Annotated in this window: 20 protein-coding genes; 7 read left to right on the plus strand and 13 right to left on the minus strand. The window is 63.8% G+C overall.

Translation table 11 applies throughout. The features are described 5' to 3' along the window. Positions 1–212: 212 nt before the first annotated feature. The 6 genes from MYCSP_RS19315 to MYCSP_RS19340 form a co-directional block, all read right to left on the minus strand. Positions 213–677, minus strand: coding sequence for a transglycosylase family protein (locus MYCSP_RS19315; protein WP_070909168.1), 465 nt, complete (start codon positions 675–677; stop codon positions 213–215). 345 nt (positions 678–1,022) lie between these two features. Beyond that, positions 1,023–1,385 (minus strand): DUF2599 domain-containing protein, encoded by a 363-nt coding sequence (locus MYCSP_RS19320; protein WP_070909167.1) that lies wholly within the window; start codon positions 1,383–1,385, stop codon positions 1,023–1,025. An 81-nt stretch (positions 1,386–1,466) separates the two neighbouring features. Further along, positions 1,467–1,745 carry a DUF2516 family protein gene (locus MYCSP_RS19325; RefSeq protein ID WP_083014888.1) on the minus strand — a complete coding sequence of 93 codons (279 nt, stop codon included), beginning with the start codon at positions 1,743–1,745 and terminating at the stop codon, positions 1,467–1,469. Positions 1,746–1,793: 48 nt separating this feature from the next. Beyond that, entirely contained in the window at positions 1,794–2,444 is a 651-nt protein-coding gene (locus tag MYCSP_RS19330) for a heparin-binding hemagglutinin (protein ID WP_070909165.1), read from the minus strand. A gap of 32 nt (positions 2,445–2,476) precedes the next feature. Beyond that, on the minus strand, positions 2,477–2,893 hold the full coding sequence (locus MYCSP_RS19335; RefSeq protein WP_070909164.1) for a helix-turn-helix domain-containing protein: 417 nt from the start codon (positions 2,891–2,893) through the stop codon (positions 2,477–2,479). 99 nt (positions 2,894–2,992) lie between these two features. Continuing rightward, a complete protein-coding gene (locus MYCSP_RS19340) occupies positions 2,993–4,336 on the minus strand; it encodes a DUF445 domain-containing protein (protein WP_088414776.1) in 1,344 nt (447 codons plus the stop codon). 67 nt (positions 4,337–4,403) lie between these two features. Here MYCSP_RS19340 and MYCSP_RS19345 point away from each other — a divergent pair, with 67 nt between their 5' ends. Together MYCSP_RS19345 and MYCSP_RS19350 are read left to right on the plus strand one after the other, a co-directional pair. Next, entirely contained in the window at positions 4,404–5,123 is a 720-nt protein-coding gene (locus MYCSP_RS19345) for a TetR/AcrR family transcriptional regulator (protein ID WP_070909162.1), read from the plus strand. A gap of 25 nt (positions 5,124–5,148) precedes the next feature. After that, positions 5,149–5,988, plus strand: coding sequence for a polyphosphate kinase 2 family protein (locus MYCSP_RS19350; RefSeq protein WP_088414778.1), 840 nt, complete (start codon positions 5,149–5,151; stop codon positions 5,986–5,988). A gap of 25 nt (positions 5,989–6,013) precedes the next feature. Here MYCSP_RS19350 and MYCSP_RS19355 read toward each other — a convergent pair whose 3' ends face one another. Together MYCSP_RS19355 and MYCSP_RS19360 are read right to left on the minus strand one after the other, a co-directional pair. Then, complete coding sequence (locus MYCSP_RS19355) at positions 6,014–6,883, minus strand: cyclopropane mycolic acid synthase family methyltransferase (protein WP_083014881.1); 870 nt, start codon at positions 6,881–6,883, stop codon at positions 6,014–6,016. A 73-nt stretch (positions 6,884–6,956) separates the two neighbouring features. Continuing rightward, complete coding sequence (locus MYCSP_RS19360) at positions 6,957–7,616, minus strand: TetR/AcrR family transcriptional regulator (RefSeq protein WP_088414780.1); 660 nt, start codon at positions 7,614–7,616, stop codon at positions 6,957–6,959. A gap of 261 nt (positions 7,617–7,877) precedes the next feature. Between MYCSP_RS19360 and MYCSP_RS19365 the strand changes: the two genes are divergently transcribed. The 4 genes from MYCSP_RS19365 to MYCSP_RS19380 are packed head-to-tail and all read left to right on the plus strand — an operon-like array spanning position 7,878 to position 12,854. Further along, a complete protein-coding gene (locus tag MYCSP_RS19365; protein WP_088414782.1) occupies positions 7,878–9,431 on the plus strand; it encodes an amino acid permease in 1,554 nt (517 codons plus the stop codon). Next, complete coding sequence (locus tag MYCSP_RS19370) at positions 9,428–10,261, plus strand: urea amidolyase associated protein UAAP1 (protein WP_070909157.1); 834 nt, start codon at positions 9,428–9,430, stop codon at positions 10,259–10,261. Before MYCSP_RS19365 ends, MYCSP_RS19370 begins: the two co-directional genes overlap by 4 nt. Continuing rightward, complete coding sequence (locus tag MYCSP_RS19375; RefSeq protein WP_207565764.1) at positions 10,258–10,866, plus strand: urea amidolyase associated protein UAAP2; 609 nt, start codon at positions 10,258–10,260, stop codon at positions 10,864–10,866. The genes MYCSP_RS19370 and MYCSP_RS19375 overlap by 4 nt, the downstream gene beginning before the upstream one ends. A gap of 5 nt (positions 10,867–10,871) precedes the next feature. Continuing rightward, the gene (locus MYCSP_RS19380) at positions 10,872–12,854 is read left to right on the plus strand and encodes a 5-oxoprolinase/urea amidolyase family protein (protein WP_162266384.1); all 1,983 of its coding nucleotides are present in this window, start codon (positions 10,872–10,874) and stop codon (positions 12,852–12,854) included. A gap of 212 nt (positions 12,855–13,066) precedes the next feature. On the opposite strand, the gene MYCSP_RS19385 is transcribed toward MYCSP_RS19380, so the two are convergent. From MYCSP_RS19385 to MYCSP_RS19400, 4 genes are all read right to left on the minus strand, one after another. Continuing rightward, entirely contained in the window at positions 13,067–13,936 is an 870-nt protein-coding gene (locus MYCSP_RS19385) for a 3-hydroxybutyryl-CoA dehydrogenase (RefSeq protein WP_030096387.1), read from the minus strand. Between the two features lie 228 nt (positions 13,937–14,164). Then, entirely contained in the window at positions 14,165–15,457 is a 1,293-nt protein-coding gene (aceA, locus tag MYCSP_RS19390) for an isocitrate lyase (RefSeq protein ID WP_030096386.1), read from the minus strand. Positions 15,458–15,740: 283 nt separating this feature from the next. Then, entirely contained in the window at positions 15,741–16,505 is a 765-nt protein-coding gene (locus tag MYCSP_RS19395) for an acyl-[acyl-carrier-protein] thioesterase (protein WP_162266385.1), read from the minus strand. Positions 16,506–16,698: 193 nt separating this feature from the next. Then, the gene (locus MYCSP_RS19400; RefSeq protein ID WP_088414786.1) at positions 16,699–18,078 is read right to left on the minus strand and encodes an MFS transporter; all 1,380 of its coding nucleotides are present in this window, start codon (positions 18,076–18,078) and stop codon (positions 16,699–16,701) included. A 28-nt stretch (positions 18,079–18,106) separates the two neighbouring features. On the opposite strand from MYCSP_RS19400, the gene MYCSP_RS19405 reads away from it, so the two are divergent. Beyond that, positions 18,107–19,054, plus strand: coding sequence for a GlxA family transcriptional regulator (locus MYCSP_RS19405; RefSeq protein WP_088414788.1), 948 nt, complete (start codon positions 18,107–18,109; stop codon positions 19,052–19,054). A gap of 8 nt (positions 19,055–19,062) precedes the next feature. Here MYCSP_RS19405 and MYCSP_RS19410 read toward each other — a convergent pair whose 3' ends face one another. Continuing rightward, entirely contained in the window at positions 19,063–19,860 is a 798-nt protein-coding gene (locus MYCSP_RS19410) for a GAP family protein (protein WP_070909154.1), read from the minus strand. Positions 19,861–19,887: the final 27 nt, after the last annotated feature.

Genomic DNA, 19,887 nt, shown 5'->3' on the forward strand with positions numbered 1-19,887 from the left:
CCCCGCGCAACCGACTATACAATCGACATTAGGTAAGCCAAACCTACGCTTCTGTGCGGGTAATTGGGCCTCTACCATCTCGGGCACACACACCACGGCAGTCATCACCGCGAGGGCGTATGGCGCCGCAATCGATCTGGAATCCGGCCGCAACCGACCGCAGGATCTTGAACGGCTAGCAGTGAGATACCGCGCGACGGAGCACCGTCGGACTAGCCGGCAGGGGGAATCAGTCCGACGACTCCGCTACACATTTGACGGAAGTTCACGATCCCGAAGATGCTGCCGCCGGGAACGAACTGACATCCCGATCGACCGCCGGTCAACGGGCCGGAGCCACCGCCACCACATTCCGGCCACGCGCCCAGGCCCTGCGTCTGCAGGACATTCTCGGCGACCGCGATCTGTTGTTCTCGTGAGGCTTCCGCGGGATTGCCGACTCCACCATGGGAAGCCCACGTGGACGGCTTGAATTGCAGACCGCCGTAGAAACCGTTTCCGGTATTTGCGGACCAGTTTCCACCGGATTCGCATTCGGCGATCGCATCCCAATTCACAGAATCGGCCGATGCGACGCTCGCGGTCATGGACAACGACATCACGAACAGCACATTGACGATCAGACACACCGCACGCCTGTCGCGCACCCATCGTGCCCGGTCCATGACGACCTTCATGCCACTGCACCCCGATCCCTCTATCCCCGGTGAGATCAGGCGATACCTGCCAAACCACCTGCCACGCCGGCCGTGATCAGATTGTGATCACTGTTGTAATCGTTACTCACGAGGTGTGCGTTACGCAAGCGGAGAATGGTAAGAAAAGTTGCCACTGGGCTGTCTGAGGCTTTAGTGATTTCTTACTTCCGCCAATAACATCGAGATAAATCATGGGTCTCGGCCGAATTACATGAATGTAATTCCACTGCGCAATTGATTCATGTCACAACGCAATTTGCCCGCACCAGTGGGATACGCCGTAGACCGCCCCTCCAGCCGGCGTATCTGCCGGCGGATAGGTGCCTAGATCTCGGGGCCACCCGGATTACATTGCGACACCGTCATCAGCGCCTCGTCCACCGCTGGGCGCCAGGGCTCCAGATTCCAGCTCGGCTTGTTCGGGATGAACACCCGTCCGTACCAATGGCAATCGAACTGCATCCGCATGCCCGGTGTCTGCGCATCAGGGGCCAGCGTGACGATCTCGGCCCAGGCCAGGTCCGCGCCATCGGGAGCCTCATAGGTACGACCGAGCGGCGTCGGGTAAACACGCAATGTGCGCCCCAAAGATGTTGCACCCCAGGACACATGGTCAATGAGCACGGGCTCCACAGCGGCCGCGGACACCGCGTTCCCCGCCAATAGCGCGGTCGTTACCGCCATCATTGCCACGGCCCTGCGCAGGAGCATCAACGCTCTTCACGCAAGACGCTCATCGGCATCAACGCTCTTCGCGCAAGACGCTCATCACCGCGACTTGCCCTGCACCTCAAGCACCCGGGGACGGACATCGACGAAATACACCCCCGCCGCCACCGCGGCGACACCTGCCGTCAACAGCTCCAGTCCCGGTATCAGGGAAAACACGGCCACCGCGGCGAGGATGACGATCCAGGTGGTCTTGGTCTGCTTCTCGGCCGCCACGAACGCGTCCGCGGGCTGCAGCGCGGCATGAATCAACGCGACGATCGCCGCGATCAGGGCAACGAGCGAGATCAGCGAGAAGACGGAATAAGAAAAAGCCACCCGACCAGCCTACGTGGCTGATCGGGTGGCCGTCAGAGCTGGAACTGCCTACTTCTGGGTGACCGTGCGGGTCGCGGTCTTCTTGGCAGGAGCCTTCTTGGCCGGAGCGGCCTTCTTGGCAGCAGCCTTGGCAGGAGCGGCCGCCTTCTTGGCGGGCGCGGCCTTCTTGGCCGGTGCCTTCTTGGCAGGAGCCTTCTTGGCCGGGGCGGCCTTGCTCGACAGATCGATGCCGACCAGCTTGGCGGCGCGCTCGCCGACGGCACGGGTCTGGCTCGCCACGGTGCCCAGTGCCTGCTCGGTCAGCTCGGCGTAGTTGCCGACCAGACCCTCGGCACGGGTCACGTTCTCCTCGATGCCGGGGGTGCTGCGGAGGCGCTCGATGGCCTCTTCACCGCGCTCGGCCAGGTTGTTGTAGATGTCGGTCGCCACCTGCAGGTAGGCCTCGGCCACCTTGCGCAGCTCCTCGGGGGTGAACCGGTCGCGCAGCTCGTTGACGTCGGTGGGCAGCTCGGCCGACAACTCGCGCAGCCGGTCGCGGGTCTCGTCCACGCGGGCGCCCGCCTCGGAGGCGGCTTCCTCGGCACGCTCACGCAGCTTCACGACGACATCGGCGACCGCGGCCAGAGCCAGGTCGCCCGCGCCCACGGCCACGTAGAACGGGGTTTTAAGGTCGTCGAACGAGGTGTTCTTCTTCGTCATGCCAGATTCCTTTCGGGGATGGGGAAAGTTATTCAGTTGTCGCCAGGAGAGTCGGGGTCGGATTCAGCTGGATCCGACTGGGCTTCCGCGTTTTGCTGAACGAATGAGCTGTAGACGTCCAACAACACCTGCTTCTGCCGCTCGGTGATGAAGGTATCGGCAATGATGGCGTCCCGTACCGGGCTGGCATCACTACGATCCAAAATGCCCGCACGCACGTACAACACCTCCGCCGAAACCCTTAGCGCCTTTGCGATTTGATTGAGCACCTCGGCCGACGGACGGCGCAGTCCGCGTTCGATCTGACTGAGGTACGGGTTACTTACTCCGGCCTTCTCGGCCAGCTGGCGCACGGAAACCTGAGCGGCCTCGCGCTGGGCCCGGATAAAACCGCCGATATCAGAGGCGGCGTTGCTCACCGCTGCGGCAAGATCAGATTCCTGTGGCATAAGAACCACGGTAAGCGGCAGTGCTAGCTATTGCAAGCACTTCTGTTAGCGATGTGCGCCAAGTCACTTCTGTGCGGGAATACCCGGGTCAGGGCCTTTTTAGAAGAGCAGCTGCGCCACGGTGTAGATCACCAATCCTGCCAGCGAACCCACGACGGTGCCATTGATGCGAATGAACTGCAGGTCACGACCGACATGCAGTTCGATCCGGCGACTGGCCTCCTCGGCGTCCCAACGCTCGATGGTTTCGGTGATGACGGCCGTGATCTCTGCCCCGTACTGGTCAACGAGATGGCGCGCGGCGCGCTCGATCCAACCGTCCACCTTGTCCCGCACCGCAGAGTCGTCACGCAGCGTCTCCCCGATGCGCACCACGGTGTCGGCGATCCGCGTGCGTAACTCGCTGGACGGATCGTCCACGGATTCGGTGATCATCTTCTTGGCCGCCGACCACGCGGTGGCGGCCGCATTCTGAACTTCCTCGCGCGCCATCAGTCTGGCCTTGATCGCCTCGGCCTTGGCGATGGTCAGGTCATCGTGCTGCAGGTCGTCGGCGAACTCATACAGCAGTCTGTTCACCGATTGACGCAGATCATGATCGGGATTGCGGCGCACCTTGTCGGTGAAGTCCACCAGCTCGCGGTAGATGCGGTCGCCCACGAAATGGTCGACGAACTTGGGCGTCCAGCTGGGAGAGTCGCGCAGCACCACCCGGTCGATGGTGTCGCTGGCGCCCAGCGCCCATTCGAAGGCCCGATCGCAGAGCAGCTGAATCACCGGCGCGTGCCGGTCCTCCTTGAGCACGGTCGACAGCACCCTGCCCACCGGCGGGCCCCATTTGGGTTCGGCAATCCTGCGCACGATCACGCTGTCGATGGTCTGTTGCACGTCCTCGTCGCGCAGCATCTGCGCACCGACCCGCAGCACCGTGGAAGCCTCGGCGGCGACCCGCTCGGCATGCGACCGGTCGCCCAGCCACTTGCCCAGGCGGCCCGCGATCTGCGCGTCTCGCACCTTGGCGGTGATGACGGCGGGCGACATGAAGTTCTCGCGCACGAAGTTGCCGAGTCCCTCGCCCAGCTGATCCTTCTTGCGCTTGATGATCGCGGTATGCGGGATCTTTAGCCCAAGTGGATGCCGGAACAACGCGGTTACAGCAAACCAGTCCGCAAGCGCGCCGACCATGCCGGCCTCAGCGGCCGCTCCGACATAACCCACCCATCCCGGCGCAACCATGGACTGCCACCACCGGCAGGCCAGAAACAACACGGTGGCCCCGACCAGGAACCCGGTGGCCACGGCTTTCATTCGGCGAAGCTGCTTGCGGCGCTCCTCGTCGACGGCCGAATTGGCCATCGCGAAGACACCACCGGGCGCTTTCCGCGTGCGCGGCTGATCGCTGTGCTTGCCTGCCACCACTCCATCATCCGGCATGGGGCGCATCACGCACCCTCAAGGGCCTCGTCCAGTAGTATCGGTTACAGATAACTATGGGAATGTGGCGATAACCGTGGCAAGTAAAACGCAGCCTGCGGCTATCAAGACTGATGGTCGCAAGCGCCGCTGGCACAAGCACAAGGTGGAACGGCGTACCGAACTCGTGGACGGCACGCTCGATGCCATCAGGCATCGGGGACGCGATATCAGCATGGATGAGATCGCGTCCGATATCGGAGTCTCCAAGACCGTGCTCTACCGGTACTTCGTCGACAAGAACGATCTGACCACCGCCGTCATGACTCGGTTCGCACAGACCACCCTCATCCCCAAGATGGCCGCGGCTCTCTCGGCTCGCCTCGATGGTTACGACCTCACCCGATCACTCATCAAGGCGTATGTGGAGACGGTCGCCGCCGAACCGGAGATCTATCCCTTCGTCATGGCCAACAGCTCCGCGAGCCGCAGCAAGGCCATCGCCGATTCCGAACGGATCATTGCCCGCATGCTCGCGCTGATGTTCCGTCGTCGCAGCCATGAGGCGGGAATGGACACGCACGGGGTAGAACCCTGGGCGTACATGATCGTCGGCGGCGTTCAGCTGGCCACGCACTCGTGGATGTCCCATCCCCGCATCAGCGCCGATGAGCTCATCGACTACCTGACGATGATCGCGTGGAACGCTCTGCTCGGCATCGTGGACGTGGGTGGCTCCCGGGAGAAGTTCGTCGACATGCCGCACCCCTCGCCCATTCTGCCCCCGCCACAACCGCACCAAATCCACTCGGCGTAAGCCGAACTCGCTAGGGTCACTGGGCATGACCCTCAGGATCGACACATCCGCGCTGCGCTATCGACCGGGCCTGAAGTTCGCCGAGGTCGATTCCCGATCCACCCCCGGATTCGACGGGTCACGCGAGGACGGCGAGGCGCTGCAGGCCGAGTTGTCCGAGCGCCTGGGACTGCTGCAGGAAATGCTGTACGCCAACGGGCGCAGCGGCGACCAGCGCTCGGTGCTGCTGGTACTGCAGGGCATGGACACCTCAGGCAAGGGCGGCATCGTCAAACATGTTGTGGGACAAGTTGATCCACAGGGCATCGAACACGCGAGCTTCGGTGTACCCAGCGAGGAGGAGCGCAAACACCACTACCTGTGGCGAATCCGCAATGCGCTGCCCTCGGGTGGACAGCTCGGCGTCTTCGACCGATCGCACTATGAGGACGTCCTGGTGGTGCGGGTACACAACCTGGTGCCGCAGGAGGTCTGGGGCACCCGCTACGAGGAGATCAACGCCTTCGAGAAGGAACTGACAGAGTCCGGGATGACGATCCTCAAGGTGGCCCTGGTGGTATCGCTCGATGAGCAGAAGCAGCGTCTCGCCGAGCGGCTGGACCGCCCCGACAAGTACTGGAAGTTCAATCCCAACGACATCGACGAGCGCGCGTTCTGGCCCGCCTACCAGGAGGCGTACCAGGCGGTATTGGAGGAGACCAGCACCGAGTACGCGCCCTGGCATGTCATCCCGTGCGATCGCAAGTGGTACAGCAGGCTCGCGGTCACCGCGCTTCTCGATGAAACACTGGACGGTTTAGATCTCTCGTGGCCGCCGGCTGATTTCGATATCGAGGAACAGAAACGCCGCCTCGCGCAAGCGTGAGACGGCGTTGACCTGTTAAGTCTCGCTATTTGACGAGGGTGAACTGCCCAACGTTCGTGATACCGCGACGGAAGAAGTCCGCGCAACCGGTCAGGTACTTCATGAAGCGGTCGTAGACCTCTTGCGATTGAATGCTGATCGCTTCCTCGCGGCGCTGCTCAAGATTCTTGGCCCAGATGTCCAGGGTCTTCGCATAGTGCGGCTGCAGCAAATGCACCCGCTCCAGGTTGAACCCGGATTCAGCAGCAAGTTTCTCAATATCCTCGACTGCGGGCAACTGTCCACCGGGGAAGATTTCCTCGCCGATGAATTTCATGAATTTCAGATCGCTGATCGTGACGGCAATTCCATTTTCACGGAAGAACTGCTGCGTGTGCGCGAGAATGGTGTGAAGCAACATCCGACCGTCATTGGGAAGAATGTCATAGGCCCGTTCGAAAAAGATCGGGTACCGCTCCTGCTTGAATGCCTCGAATGCACCGATCGTGACAATTCTGTCGACTTTATCGTTGAATTCTTCCCAGCCCTGCATGCGGATTTCCGCGGTGCGACCGGTCTCCTCGGCCACCTTCTCCAAACGCGTGCGGCTGTACTCGCTCTGGTTCTTGCTGAGGGTGATACCGACGACGTTGACGTCGAACTTCCGCATGGCGCGCTCAAGGCAGGCTCCCCAGCCACAGCCGATGTCCAGCAGAGTCATCCCGGGCTCGAGGTTGAGCTTGCCGAGCGCGAGATCGAACTTGGCGAGCTGGGCTTCGGCGAGCGTCAGATCGTCGCGCTCAAAGTACGCGCACGTGTAGCCCATCGTTTCCTCGTCGAGGAAAAGACCGTAGAATTCGTCCGAAATGTCATAGATGGACTGAGATTCCTCGTAGTACGGCTTCAGATCGGACATTTATTGGAGCACCTAATTCCCATCAACATCGGCTTTCTTGCACTGGACGGCACCCTAGCACGGCGTGCTGTGCCTACCTCTTAGGAACGGCCACCGGCCAGTCCAGCTGCCTTAACAACGCTCTAGCCGCCCCCTCGACCTCTCCAGCATCCCCGCTGACCCCCACGACGCGCAAGGTCGCGTCGGCCAATGCCTCCGGGGCGATCGAATCCCCGTCCGCACGCAGCATGATCACCGACTCCACGAGCCGGAAGGGCAGCCGTTCCACCCCGTCGCGGACCATGTCCGCGACGCACGCGGCCGCCGCAAGGTCCTGATAGTGGGTACGCAGCTGATCGCGCTTGCGCCGGAACGCGACAAACCGGTCCGCACGCAGATCGGGTAATAGATAGAGAGCGCCCAGGTTCCACCGGCTCGCGGCCAGCTGCGCGGCATCGGCAAGCGCCAGCGCATAGAGGCGCACGACCGCGGGCTCAGAGCGGTCCGCGATCAGTGCCGCATAGTGCAATGGCTGGTCGATCGTCATCGCCAGCAGCGCATCGAGGATGTCGTCCTTGGTCTTGAAGTGGTAGTACAGGGAGGCCTGCTGGACGCCCACCGACTCGGCGATGCGCCGCGTCGTGGTTGCCGCGAACCCGTCGGTGGTGAACAACTCGGCCGAGGCGTCGAGAATCTCGTCACGAGTGGTTTTTCCCTCGCGAATAGGACTGGTACGCCGCGGTCGCCCTGACATTGTGCCGACCCTTCCACGTCCATCTCGGCAACGTCCCGATACCACTGCCTGGTGAGCGTTTCGTCATCGCTCCGACATCTGCGCAACGACAATGTTACACCGCGCACCTGTTCTGAAACGGTGCCGTCACCCACACGTCCCGGGTGCCGGTCAAACTTACTTACCTATCGCTTGACAGATATTTCCTCCCACATAGAAGTGGGTTTTGACGACCACATAGGGCACGAAATACGTTGCCCGAGGACCGACCCGGGAGTGCCCATGAACGCCCCTACGGCCACCGAAACCGCGGCGCGGTCCGCGGCGATCATCGCCGGCTCCGACTCCGACGATCTTGCCGCCTTCGGCTACAAGCCTCAGCTGCATCGAAGTCTCGGCAAATTCGCGTCCTTCGCCGCAGGCTTCTCATTCGTCTCGATCCTGACGACGATCTTCCAGCTGTTCGCCTTCGGATTCAGCTTCGGCGGTCCGGCGTTCTTCTGGACCTGGCCCATAGTCTTCGCCGGGCAGTACATGGTGGCCCTGAACTTCGCGGAGCTCGCCGCGCGCTACCCGATCTCGGGTGCGATCTACCAGTGGGCCCGCCGCCTCGGTGGCGCCGTGGTGGGCTGGTTCGCCGGCTGGTTCATGATCATCGCCCAGATCGTCACCGCGTCCGCGGCCGCCATCGCACTGCAGGTGGTCCTGCCGACGGTGTGGAGTGGATTCCAGCTCATCGGCACCGACTCCTCGTTGACCAGTGTCAGTGGCGCATCCAACGCCGTGCTGTTGGGATCGCTGCTCCTGGTCGCGACCACCGCCATCAACGCCGTGGGCGTCAACTGGATGTCCCGGATCAACTCGATCGGCGTCACCTGCGAGATCGTCGGCGTGGTCGCCGTCGTCGGCATGCTCTTCTGGAATGCCGAACGTGGCCCCAGCGTCGTGCTGCACGCCGGTGAGGCGGGCAGCGGGTATCCGTGGGCATTCATGGCGGCCGGTCTCATGGCCGCCTATGTGCTCGTCGGATTCGGATCGGCCAGTGAGCTCGCCGAGGAGACCCGTAACCCGAGACGGGTGGCGCCGCGCACCATCCTGTCCGCGATCGTGGTGTCGGCGATCGGCGGGGCGTTGATGATCCTGGGCGCACTGATGGCGGCGCCCAGCCTGACGGACGGCCAACTCGCCACCGGCGGCCTTCCTTATGTATTGGACAGCAAGCTCGCCTCCCCGTTCGGCACACTGCTGCTCGTCGACGTCGCGATCGCGGTCTTCGTCTGCACCCTTGCCATCCAGACCGCCGCCTCGCGTCTGATGTTCTCGATGGCCCGCGACGGCAAGCTTCCGTTCTCCACCGTTCTCTCTCACGTGAACCCGCGCACCGGCACGCCGATCGCCCCTGCTGTCGTCGTCGGCGTCTGCTGTGTGCTGATCCTGGTGGTCAACTTCGGCAACGCCGCGTTGTTCACCAGCCTGTGCAGCGTCTGCATTGCGCTGATCTATCTGGCCTATCTGATGGTGACCACACCGTTGTTGTTGCGCCGCTTGGGTATCGGCGGGAGCAAGTGGGACGGGAACAAGGGCCAGACCGATGCCGACGGGCGAAAACTCTTCTCACTCGGCAGGTTCGGACTCCCGGTCAACATCCTGGCCGTCGGCTACGGCGCATTCATGGTTCTCAACCTGTCATGGCCGCGCGCAGCGGTCTTCGATCCCACCGGGGCACACCCCTACCTGGTGTGGATGGCCCCAATCTGTATCGCCGCGGTGCTGGTCGCCGGGGTCCTTGCCTACCCGCGGCGCGCCGCGGCAACCATGGAGGAGATCACCCAATGACGACGGCTACCACCAAGGGAGCCCGGGATCACGCCCGCGCGCAGGCCGGCCAGATCACCGACACGATGCCGGTGCTGCCGGCGTCACACTGGCCCTGGACTCCGGAGGACATCGATCCGCTGACACTCACCTGGGCCGAAACCATCCCCGGCGGCCGGTACGCCACCAAGGTGCTCGGTCGCGGCACTCGACTGCGGATCACCGATGTCACCGGGACCGCATGCGTCAGCGTTGTCCTGCTGCGTGCTGACGCCCCGTGGGAGCGCCTCAACGTCGCCGACACCGTCAAGGTGCCGTGGCAGGCCTATCTCGGCACCGGACATCCGCTGCTCTCAGACCAGGGTCGGGTACTGGCCACCATGGTCGCCGACAGCTCCGGGCATCACGACACCTTCTGCGGAACCACCACACTGTCTGCCAACACCGCCAAGTACGGTGCCGGCGAACTCTATTCGGCGAGCCCAGCAGGACGTGAGCTGTTCACGCTGGCCGCCGCCAAGCACGGACTGGCACCGCGCGATATCGGACCGTCGGTGTCCTTCTTCCACGGAGTCCGCGCAGAGGCCGATGGTGCACTACACAGCACCGGCACCGCGGGCCCGGGTGCGGCGGTGGATCTGTTGATCCACCTACCGGTGATCGCCCTGCTGATCAACACCGCGCACCCCCTCGATCCGTCGGACACCTTCGACACCGGACCGGTGCAGGTGTTGGCCTGGTCCGCGCTCGACGAGCTGGTCGACCTGCCGAACTCAGATCCGGAATATCTACGCGCCGTGCTCAACACCGAAGACGCGTGGGCCGCGGCACAGAACGGAGAAACACTGTGACAAACACCGTCCTCGATGAGGTTGTCGCCGCCCGCGCCCCGTGGAGCACGGTGGTGGCTGCCGGTGACGTGCTCACCATCATCGATCTGAAGGGCAACCAGGCCGTCGACACCCTGCTGTACTCGGCGGCCGATACCGCCGTGCGTTACTCGGCGCAAGCGACCGTCGCCGCCCAGTCAAACCTCTTCCTGCGCACCGGAACCGTGCTGCGCGCCGAGGACGGCAGCGCACTGATGACCATCGTCGAGGACGAGGTGGGCAATCACGACACCATCGGCGGGGCCTGCTCACAGGAATCCAACACCTTGCGTTACGGGCACCACACCAAGCATCAGCACGCGTGTGTGGAGAACTTTCTACTGGAAGGCGCCAAGTGGGGACTGGGTAAGCGAGACCTGGTGTCCAACATCAATTTCTACATGAATGTCCCGGTGGACGCGGACGGCACGCTCGGCATCGTCGACGGTCTCTCGGCGCCGGGAAAGAAGATCAAGCTGCGTGCCGAGGTCGACACCCTGGTACTGGTATCGAACTGCCCGCAGATCAACAACCCGTGCAACGGATTTGACCCGACCCCCGTGCGGATGACGGTGGAGAGCGCATGAGCAGCATGACCGTCACCGCGCCGGGCATGCTGACCACGGTCCAGGACTGGCCGGGACGCACGGGGTACTGGCAAGTGGGCGTGCCGCCCTCGGGCCCGATGGACGATCTGTCGTTCCGCCTGGGCAATCGCGCCGTCGGAAACCCTGAGGGCGCCGCGGGACTGGAGGCGACTCTCGGCGGTCCCACACTGCGTTTCACCGACGAGACGCTCGTCTGCGTCACCGGCGCACCGGCGCTGGTCACCGTGAACAGCCGCCCGGTCCCCCAATGGCGTGCCGTCCTCGTTCCCGCCGATGGAACACTGACCGTGGGTGCCGCCGCAGATACCGGGATGCGGATGTATGTGCTGATCGCCGGTGGCATCGAGGTCCCCCAATTCCTGGGCAGTGCATCCACTTTCACCCTGGGAGGATTCGGCGGTCCCGCGGGCCGCGCCTTGGCTGCCGGGGATGTCCTTGCCCTGGGCCAGTTCGACGACACTGAGCCGCAATGCATTCCCGGAGCCGCGCAACCGGCGATCGGCCACCACTGGGAGCTCGCGGTCACCGAGGGACCGCACGGCGCACCGGACTTCTTCACCCGCAGCGATATCGACGAGCTGCTGTCGACGGACTATGAGGTGCACTTCAACTCCGATCGCACTGGAGTGCGCCTCATCGGCCCCAAACCTCATTGGGCGCGTACCGATGGCGGCGAGGCCGGGTTGCACCCGTCGAACATCCACGACAACGCGTATTCGATCGGCGCACTGGACTTCACCGGCGATACCCCGATTCTGCTGGGCCCCGACGGTCCCAGCCTGGGTGGCTTCGTCTGTCCCGTCACGGTGGTGTCGGCCGATCGCTGGAAGCTGGGGCAATTGCGTGCCGGCGATACCCTGCGTTTCGTACGAATCGAAGCCGCCCGCAGTGCGTCGCTGCGCTCTATCGGTATCGACCGGCGCGGGCATTGGCCCTCGGTCTTCTCCACCCGGGGCGACGGAGACGACGGCGTGCTGGCCTACCGGCCCGCCCGTGACGACGCACCCGATATGACATACCGCCGCAGCGGAGACGACAACATTCTGGTCGAGTACGGCGATCTCACATTGGATTTGGCGTTACGCGCACGCGTGCACGCGTTGCACCAACGACTCGAAGACACCCACACCAGCGGGATCGTCGATCTGACTCCGGGTATTCGATCGCTGCAGGTGCACTTCGATCCCGACAAGCTGCCGATGGGCAAGGTACTGGGGCTGCTCGACGACATCGACGAGCATCTGCCCGCCTCCGATGAGCTGGTCGTCCCGAGCCGTAGGGTGGCCATGCCCCTTTCCTGGGACGACCCATCTGCCCGCGAGGCCATGGAGCGCTACCGCCTGGGTGTGCGAGCGGACGCACCGTGGATGCCGTGGAACATCGAATTCATCAGGCGTATCAACGGTTTGGACTCCGTCGATGATGTGCATCGCACGGTGTACGACGCCTCGTATCTGGTGCTCGGCCTGGGCGACGTCTATCTGGGCGCGCCCGTCGCGACTCCGGTCGATCCCCGGCACCGGCTGGTCACCACCAAATACAACCCGGCCCGCACCTGGACACCGGAGAATGCCGTCGGCATCGGCGGGGCGTACCTGTGCATCTACGGCATGGAAGGGCCCGGCGGATACCAATTGGTGGGCCGCACCGTGCAGGTCTGGAATCACCGGCACCCTGACAACGCGGGCGCGTTCGAAGCCGGGACACCGTGGCTGCTGCGATTCTTCGACCAAATCAGCTGGTACCCGGTGAGCCCCGAGGAACTCCTCGAGTTGCGCGACGAGTTGGCCACCGGACGCGGCACCGGCGGTGTCACGATCACCGAGGGTGAGTTCTCCATGGCGCAGTACTCGGCGTTCCTTGCCCAAAACGCGACGTCAATTGGCGAGTTTCGCGACCACCAGAGGTCGGCATACAACGCCGAACGTGAAGCATGGAGCACTGCGGGGGAATTCGCCCGGGTCTAGCAAGTGAACGCCCCGAACCCCTCGTGCACGAATCCCGGGGCGTGTCACTTTGCTATCCGAACCAACCCACCTGAACTAACCACCCCGGGTGATCTTGGTCAATAGAAATGGGTATTTCTAGCCCAGGCACCCCCGAATACGGCGAGGGCACACCGCTCGCATCCAATCGGGCTGGGATTGTGCGTGCGGCATGCCCTCGCGCGGTGGGGTGGCTACTTGGCCTTGTACTCGTAGAACCCGACGCCGCTCTTCTTGCCAAGGCGCCCGGCCTCGACCATGCGCAGTAGCAATGGCGGAGCCGCGTACAGGGGCTCCTTGTACTCGTCGTACATCGAGTCGGCGATGAGCTTCAGCGTGTCGAGGCCGACAAGGTCCGAGAGCCGCAGCGGGCCCATCGGGTGCGAGAGACCCGCCACGACTGCCTTGTCGATGTCTTCGACTGTGGCAAAACCAGATTCGGCCATCCGGATGGCGGCCAACAGGTACGGAACAAGCAGGAAGTTGACCACGAAGCCGGAGCGGTCGGCGGCGCGCACAACCTGCTTGCCCAACACCTCGCTCGCGAAGGCCTCCGTGCGGGCAGCGGCCCCGGGCGTGGTCACCAACGTCGAGATCAGCTCGACGAGCGGCAGCACCGGCACCGGGTTGAAGAAGTGCAGACCCAGCACGCGCCCCGGATTCTTGGTCGCGGCAGCGATCTTCATGATCGGGATGCTGGAGGTGTTCGACGCGAGAACCGCGTCGGGATCGGTGATCACCTCGTCCAACTTGGCAAAGATCGAGGACTTGATGGACTCGTCTTCGATGACAGCCTCGATGACGAGCTGGCGATCGGAGAAGTCGGCCAGGTCGGTGGTGAACTTCAGGTTGGCGACGGCGGCATCGCGCTCACGCTCGGTGATCTTCCCGGCGGAGACGCCACGGTCGAGTGACTTCGTGATCCGGTCGCGCCCGGCGGTCGTGAGTGCCTCGGTGGTCTCGAACACCAGCACGTCGACACCGGCGCGTGCCGACACCTCGGCGATACCCGCACCCATCTGCCCCGCGCCGATAACTCCTACGCGCGTGATTCCGTCCGTCATCTTCGTACTACTCCCTGAACATCGTTGTTAGTTTTGGCTTTACCTGATGGTCTTCGCCCGAGTGGCTCGTCCATCCAGCACACAGGCCCCGCCCAACGGGATACGTGGGCGGGGCCTGTGCTGTCAACTCAGTGGGTCACACCGAGAGTCATTTCCTTCGACGAGCAGTCGCGAAAGCGCGTGTCTTCCCGATGTGTCGGGTGCCTTTGCGTCTGCTCGGCTGGGGGCTTAGTGGAACTGGCCCTCTTCGGTCGAGCCCTTGAGCGCCGCGGTCGAGGTGTTCGGGTCCACGGTGGTGGCGATCCGGTCGAAGTAACCGGCGCCGACCTCACGCTGGTGCTTGGTGGCGGTGTAGCCACGAGCCTCGGCCGCGAACTCGCGCTCCTGCAGATCGACGTAGGCGGTCATGCCCTCGCGGGCGTAGCCGTAAGCCAGGTCGAACATCGAGTAGTTCAGGGCGTGGAAGCCGGCCAGGGTGATGAACTGGAACTTGAAGCCCATGGCACCCAGTTCCTTCTGGAACTTGGCGATGGTCGAGTCGTCCAGCGCCTGCTTCCAGTTGAAGGACGGGCTGCAGTTGTAGGACAGCAGCTGGTCCGGGAAGTCGGCCTTGACGGCCTCGGCGAACTTGCGGGCGACCTCGAGGTCCGGCACACCGGTCTCCATCCAGATGAGGTCGGCGTAGGGAGCGTAGGCCTTGGCACGCGCGATACAGGGCTCGATGCCCTTCTGCACGTTGTAGAAGCCCTCGGAAGTGCGCTCACCGGTGACGAACGGCTTGTCGCGGTCGTCCACATCGGAGGTGATGAGGGTGGCGGCCTCGGCGTCGGTACGGGCGATGACGACGGTCGGGGTGTTGGCGACGTCAGCGGCCAGGCGGGCGGAGGTGAGGGTGCGGATGTGCTGCTGAGTGGGGATCAGCACCTTGCCACCGAGGTGGCCGCACTTCTTCTCCGAGGCCAGCTGGTCCTCCCAGTGGGTACCGGCGGCACCCGCGGCGATCATGGCCTTCTGCAGTTCGTAGACGTTCAGGGCGCCACCGAAACCGGCTTCACCGTCGGCGACGATCGGCACCAGCCAGTTGTCGACGCTGGTGTCGCCCTCGACGCGGGCGATCTCGTCGGCACGCAGCAGGGCGTTGTTGATGCGGCGAACCACCGCCGGCACCGAGTTGGCCGGGTACAGGCTCTGGTCGGGGTAGGTGTGGCCGGAGAGGTTGGCGTCACCGGCGACCTGCCAACCCGACAGGTAGATGGCCTTGAGACCGGCACGGACCTGCTGCACGGCCATGTTGCCGGTCAGCGCGCCCAGCGCGTTGATGTACGAGTCGTCGTCCTTCGTGACGGCGTCCCACAGGATTTCCGCGCCACGGCGGGCCAGGGTGTTCTCCTCGACGACGCTGCCCTGCAGCTCTTCGACCTGGGCGGCGGTGTAGTCGCGGGTGATGCCCTTCCAGCGGGGGTTGGTGTCCCAGTCCTGCTGGATTTCGGCCGCGGTGCGCGGCTTGCCGACATTCGACATTGGTGCTCCTCTGTTACTTGCCCTGACGTTTGGCTGTCCGATTTTCTGCCACGGACAGATTGTTAACGCTCAGGCACGTTCACTGCGTTGACTGTTACGACGATGTCACAGACCATATGCGCAGGTCCACCCGCTCTCGATGCCAATTTTCGCTAGGTATTAACAGCCTTTTGCTAATCTTGCGAAGCGGCTAATCGTACGCCCGTACTGTTGCTACCGGCCGGTAACCAACAATCCCCTGTTCAGAACGCTCGTACTGTTAAACGACCGACACGGCGTCTAGTTATCGAGCGAATATCGAGGCGAGAGCCTTCACCTCGTTGCCAACGACATATGTGAGCGTTGTAACACCGCGACCGGGGACACCGAGCTCGGTTCCGTCCGCATAGACGTTGGTGATGATCTCGAGCTTGTCTCCCAGCGAAACTGCGGAGTCATGCTCGAGGCTTACCCGATAGGGACCGGATAGCAGCTCCGGGTGCCGCGAGAGGTGATCCTCGACGATGCTCCAGTACACGGAGTTATTCATGTGGTCGAACAGGTCCATGTCGGTGAAGCGCACCGGGAAGTCTCGGATATCCGTCGCGGTCTCCCGGTTGCCCGGTTTGTTGTAGGGCTTCCACCGCAGCCGATCGACGTCAGTGGTGGAGGCGACGGTGGCAAGGAAGTCGTCCTCGATGCGGGCCGGCCCCTGTGTTTCACGGCTGACGTGAATCCAGAACGCCTCCGATTCGATGAGGCCGCCGTCGCGCCCGTCGAGCCGCACCCGCATCTGGCACCACCGATTGGAGGTGGCCGAGCACCACCGGCGCAACCACAGGGCCTCGTTGAAATCGATGGGTTTGATGACGTCGATCATGGTGCGACGGACGATCCACAATGGGTGGGTCTCCTCGGCCCCCACCCCGCGCAAGTGGTCCCACCCGATGTCCTGGATGTGCCGGGCGGCCCCGTCCAACCGCAGACGTTGGTTCTTGTCGACGTCGGCCATGCGAACCGGCCACCGACTCTCGAAGACGTGCGGATGCGCATGGGGCACCGGCATCATGTCTTTGTCGAGGCCGGTGCTCGGTTCGGTGCTCACGCCCCGATCATCACACACCCTTACACCGCGGCACCGGACAGTTCATGCCGATGCGCGATCGCATTGCTCCCAACCTATTTGAGTTATCGGCGGTGCAGGCGCCGGTCTCACGACGATCGTGGCGGTGCAGGGAACCTTCGGAGTGATGCAGGGCTACCTATGGCGCAGGTACTGAAACATCTGGGCTCCGATCGCCGTTAACGTCGCCTATCTCGACATGCTGATCACCTGACTGCCGATCCCGCACCGACAGGCACATCACCGCCGCGATGACGCAGAGCCCGGCGGCCAACCGGAACGCGGTGTCGTAACTGCCATGCTGATCGCGCAGCCACCCCGCACCGGCCGCCGCGACCGCCGCCCCGAGCTGATGCGAAGCGAACACCCATCCGAACACCACGGGCGTGTGCTCGCCAAAGTACTTGCGGCACAGCGCGATGGTCGGCGGCACGGTGGCCACCCAGTCCAGTCCGTAGAAGATGATGAATACCCATGTGGATGGTTCCGCTCGTGGAGACAGCAAGGCGGGCAACAACATCAGTGAGATCCCGCGCCCGAAGTAGTAGATGCCCAGCAGCAGGCGGGCATCTATCCGGTCGGTGAGCCACCCGGAGAACACCGTCCCGGCGACATCGAAGACTCCGATGAGCGCGAGCAGGCTCGCCGCCATGGTGGCGGGCATCCCGTGGTCGTGCGCCGCCGGAATGAAATGGGTGCCGATCAGTCCGTTGGTGGTCATACCGCAGATCGCGAAACTTCCCGCCAACAACCAGAAGACGGGCTGCCGCGAACCCATCACCAACCCGTCGAAGGCCGCCCGGAACCCACCCCGAACCACTGGAGCGCTCCCCGGTTCGTCGACGCCGGCACCGTAGGGACCAACTCCCTTATCCGCCGGCCGATTTCGCATGAAAAGCACCACCAGGGGAACCACTGCAAGCGCTGACGCCGCCACGATCACCGATGCCCATCGCCACCCGCAGGCTCCGGTGACCACGGCCACCAAGGGCAGGAAGATCAGTTGGCCGGTGGCGCTGGCAGCAGTCAAGACACCCGTGACCAGTCCGCGGCGGGCGACGAACCACCTGGTCGCGACCGTGGCCACGAATCCCATGGAGATCGAACCGGTACCGACGCCCACCAGCACACCCCACAGCAGCAGCAGCTGCCAGGACGCGGTCATGAAGGCGCTCAGGAACGTGCCCGTGGCGATCAGCGTCAACGCCGCCGCCAGCACGGGCCGCACGCCGAACTTGTCCATCGACGCGGCCGCGAACGGCGCAGTGAGCCCGAACAACGTCATGTTGATCGACATCGCCAGTCCGATGGTGCCGTGCGACCAGCCGAACTCGGCATGTAGCGGATCCATCAGAACGCCGGGAACCGAGCGGAAAGCGGCCGCGGCCAATACCGCCACAAAGGCCACCGCCGCGACGATCCAACCGGGATGCGGTCCGCGGCGGGCGGGCGTTTCGGGCACCACATGCTGGGTCACCCGCCAAGGTTGACCGACGACGCCGACTCGCACAATTGGCATAAATGCCAATAGGTGTAAAGATCGTGCCATGGCACACACCGTGGCCGTACTGATGCTGGAGCCGCTGATCGGTTTCGACGCGACCATCCCGTCACTGGCATTCGGCCAGGCCGGTGCCGACCGCTATCGGGTCATCACCTGCGGATTGGCACACGCCCCGGTTCAGACCACCTCGGGATACACAATCACCCCGCAGGAGGGACCCGGCGCGCTGGCCCGAGCGGACACCGTCATCATTCCTGGCACCCGCTACCCGCCCGCGCGGATGCGGGGTGAGCTGGCAGAGGATCTGCGCTCCGCTCTCGACACCATCCGACCGGGCACCCGCATCGTGTCCATCTGCACCGGCGCCTTCGTGCTGGGCGCCGCGGGCCTGCTCGACGGCCGTCGAGCCACCACTCATTGGCACATGGCCGACAGCTTTCGCACGCTGTACCCGCGGGTCCTACTGGACGAGACCGTGCTGTTCGTCGACGACGGCGACATCCTGACCTCTGCGGGACTGGCTTCAGGAATCGACTTGTGCCTGCACATCATTCGGCAAGATCATGGCACCGTGCTGGCCAACGACGTGGCCCGGTATTGCGTGGTGCCGCCCTGGCGGGAAGGCGGCCAAGCCCAGTTCATCGACCGTCCGCTTCCCGAATGTACCGGGGATTCAACGGCATCCGCCCGCCACTGGGCGATGGCGAACCTTACCGAACCGCTGACCGTGCAGCAGCTCGCCGAACGCTGCCGAATGAGCATGCGCACCTTCAACCGGCGCTTCCGCGACGAAACCGGCCTCTCCCCCGGTGACTGGGTTCGGCAGCAGCGTGTCGAATGCGCCAGGGCGCTTTTGGAATCACATGACCTCGCGGTGGACGAGGTGGCGCGACGATCCGGCCTCGGCTCGGCCGCCAATCTGCGACACCACCTGCGGCGTGGGCTTGGCATGAGCCCCACCCATTACCGGAAGACATTCCGGGGCAGCTAGATCGGCGATCAGACGATGCCAACCCCGGTAAGTACCTGCCATATCCCGACCACAGCGAAGAGAACCAGCAATACCAGCTGCCGATGGGCGAGAGCCCAGTTATGGATCGGTTCAAGCACCGCCTGGGTTCTCCCTGGGGCAATCACATAACTGATCAACGCGATCTCGAAAACGGCGAGCATGGCGAAGACGAACACCACGGTGGCAATCACCTGTGTGCCGATCGCGGCCCCCGAACCCACGATGATGGTGTCCACCAGCAAGACCAGTGGCGGCGGCGGCATGTATCCGATTCCGAGCACCAGCGCCACCCACAAGGCGCCGTTCTCCCATGCGCCTTTGCCTCGGTGCAGAACACGCCGAAATACCGATGCGATAGCGGAAACGGCACCCTTGACTCGCCCCGCAGGACGGGCTTCGGCGGCCGGGGCCTCGGGATCCAGCACCAAGACCGAGGAATCACCACTGGCCCCCGCCGCCACGGGCTCGCGCTGACGCGACCGAAGCCGCACCGCAATCCAGACCGCCACCACCACGCAGAGCACGCCGGTGCCCAGTTGAAGAGGCTTGACCGATGAGCCCGGGTCGGCGGTCGCAAGATTCTTGGCGAAGGACGCGAAACTCGGCACCATATGCAAGGCGAAAAGCGCAACCACAAAGGACGGCACATTCACCATCAGCGCACCAACCCAGAACGCCAGCAAGTTCTGCACGGGCCGGGGCCGGGAAATCACCACCAGGATCAAACCGAGCAGCACCGGATTCAGTGACATCAGAAATGCCAACCCCAACAGTTCGCGCCACATAACCCCAACCCTACCCCGTTTGCTCGT

Source organism: Mycobacteroides saopaulense, from assembly GCF_001456355.1.
GTDB classification, from domain to species: Bacteria; Actinomycetota; Actinomycetes; order Mycobacteriales; family Mycobacteriaceae; genus Mycobacterium; species Mycobacterium saopaulense.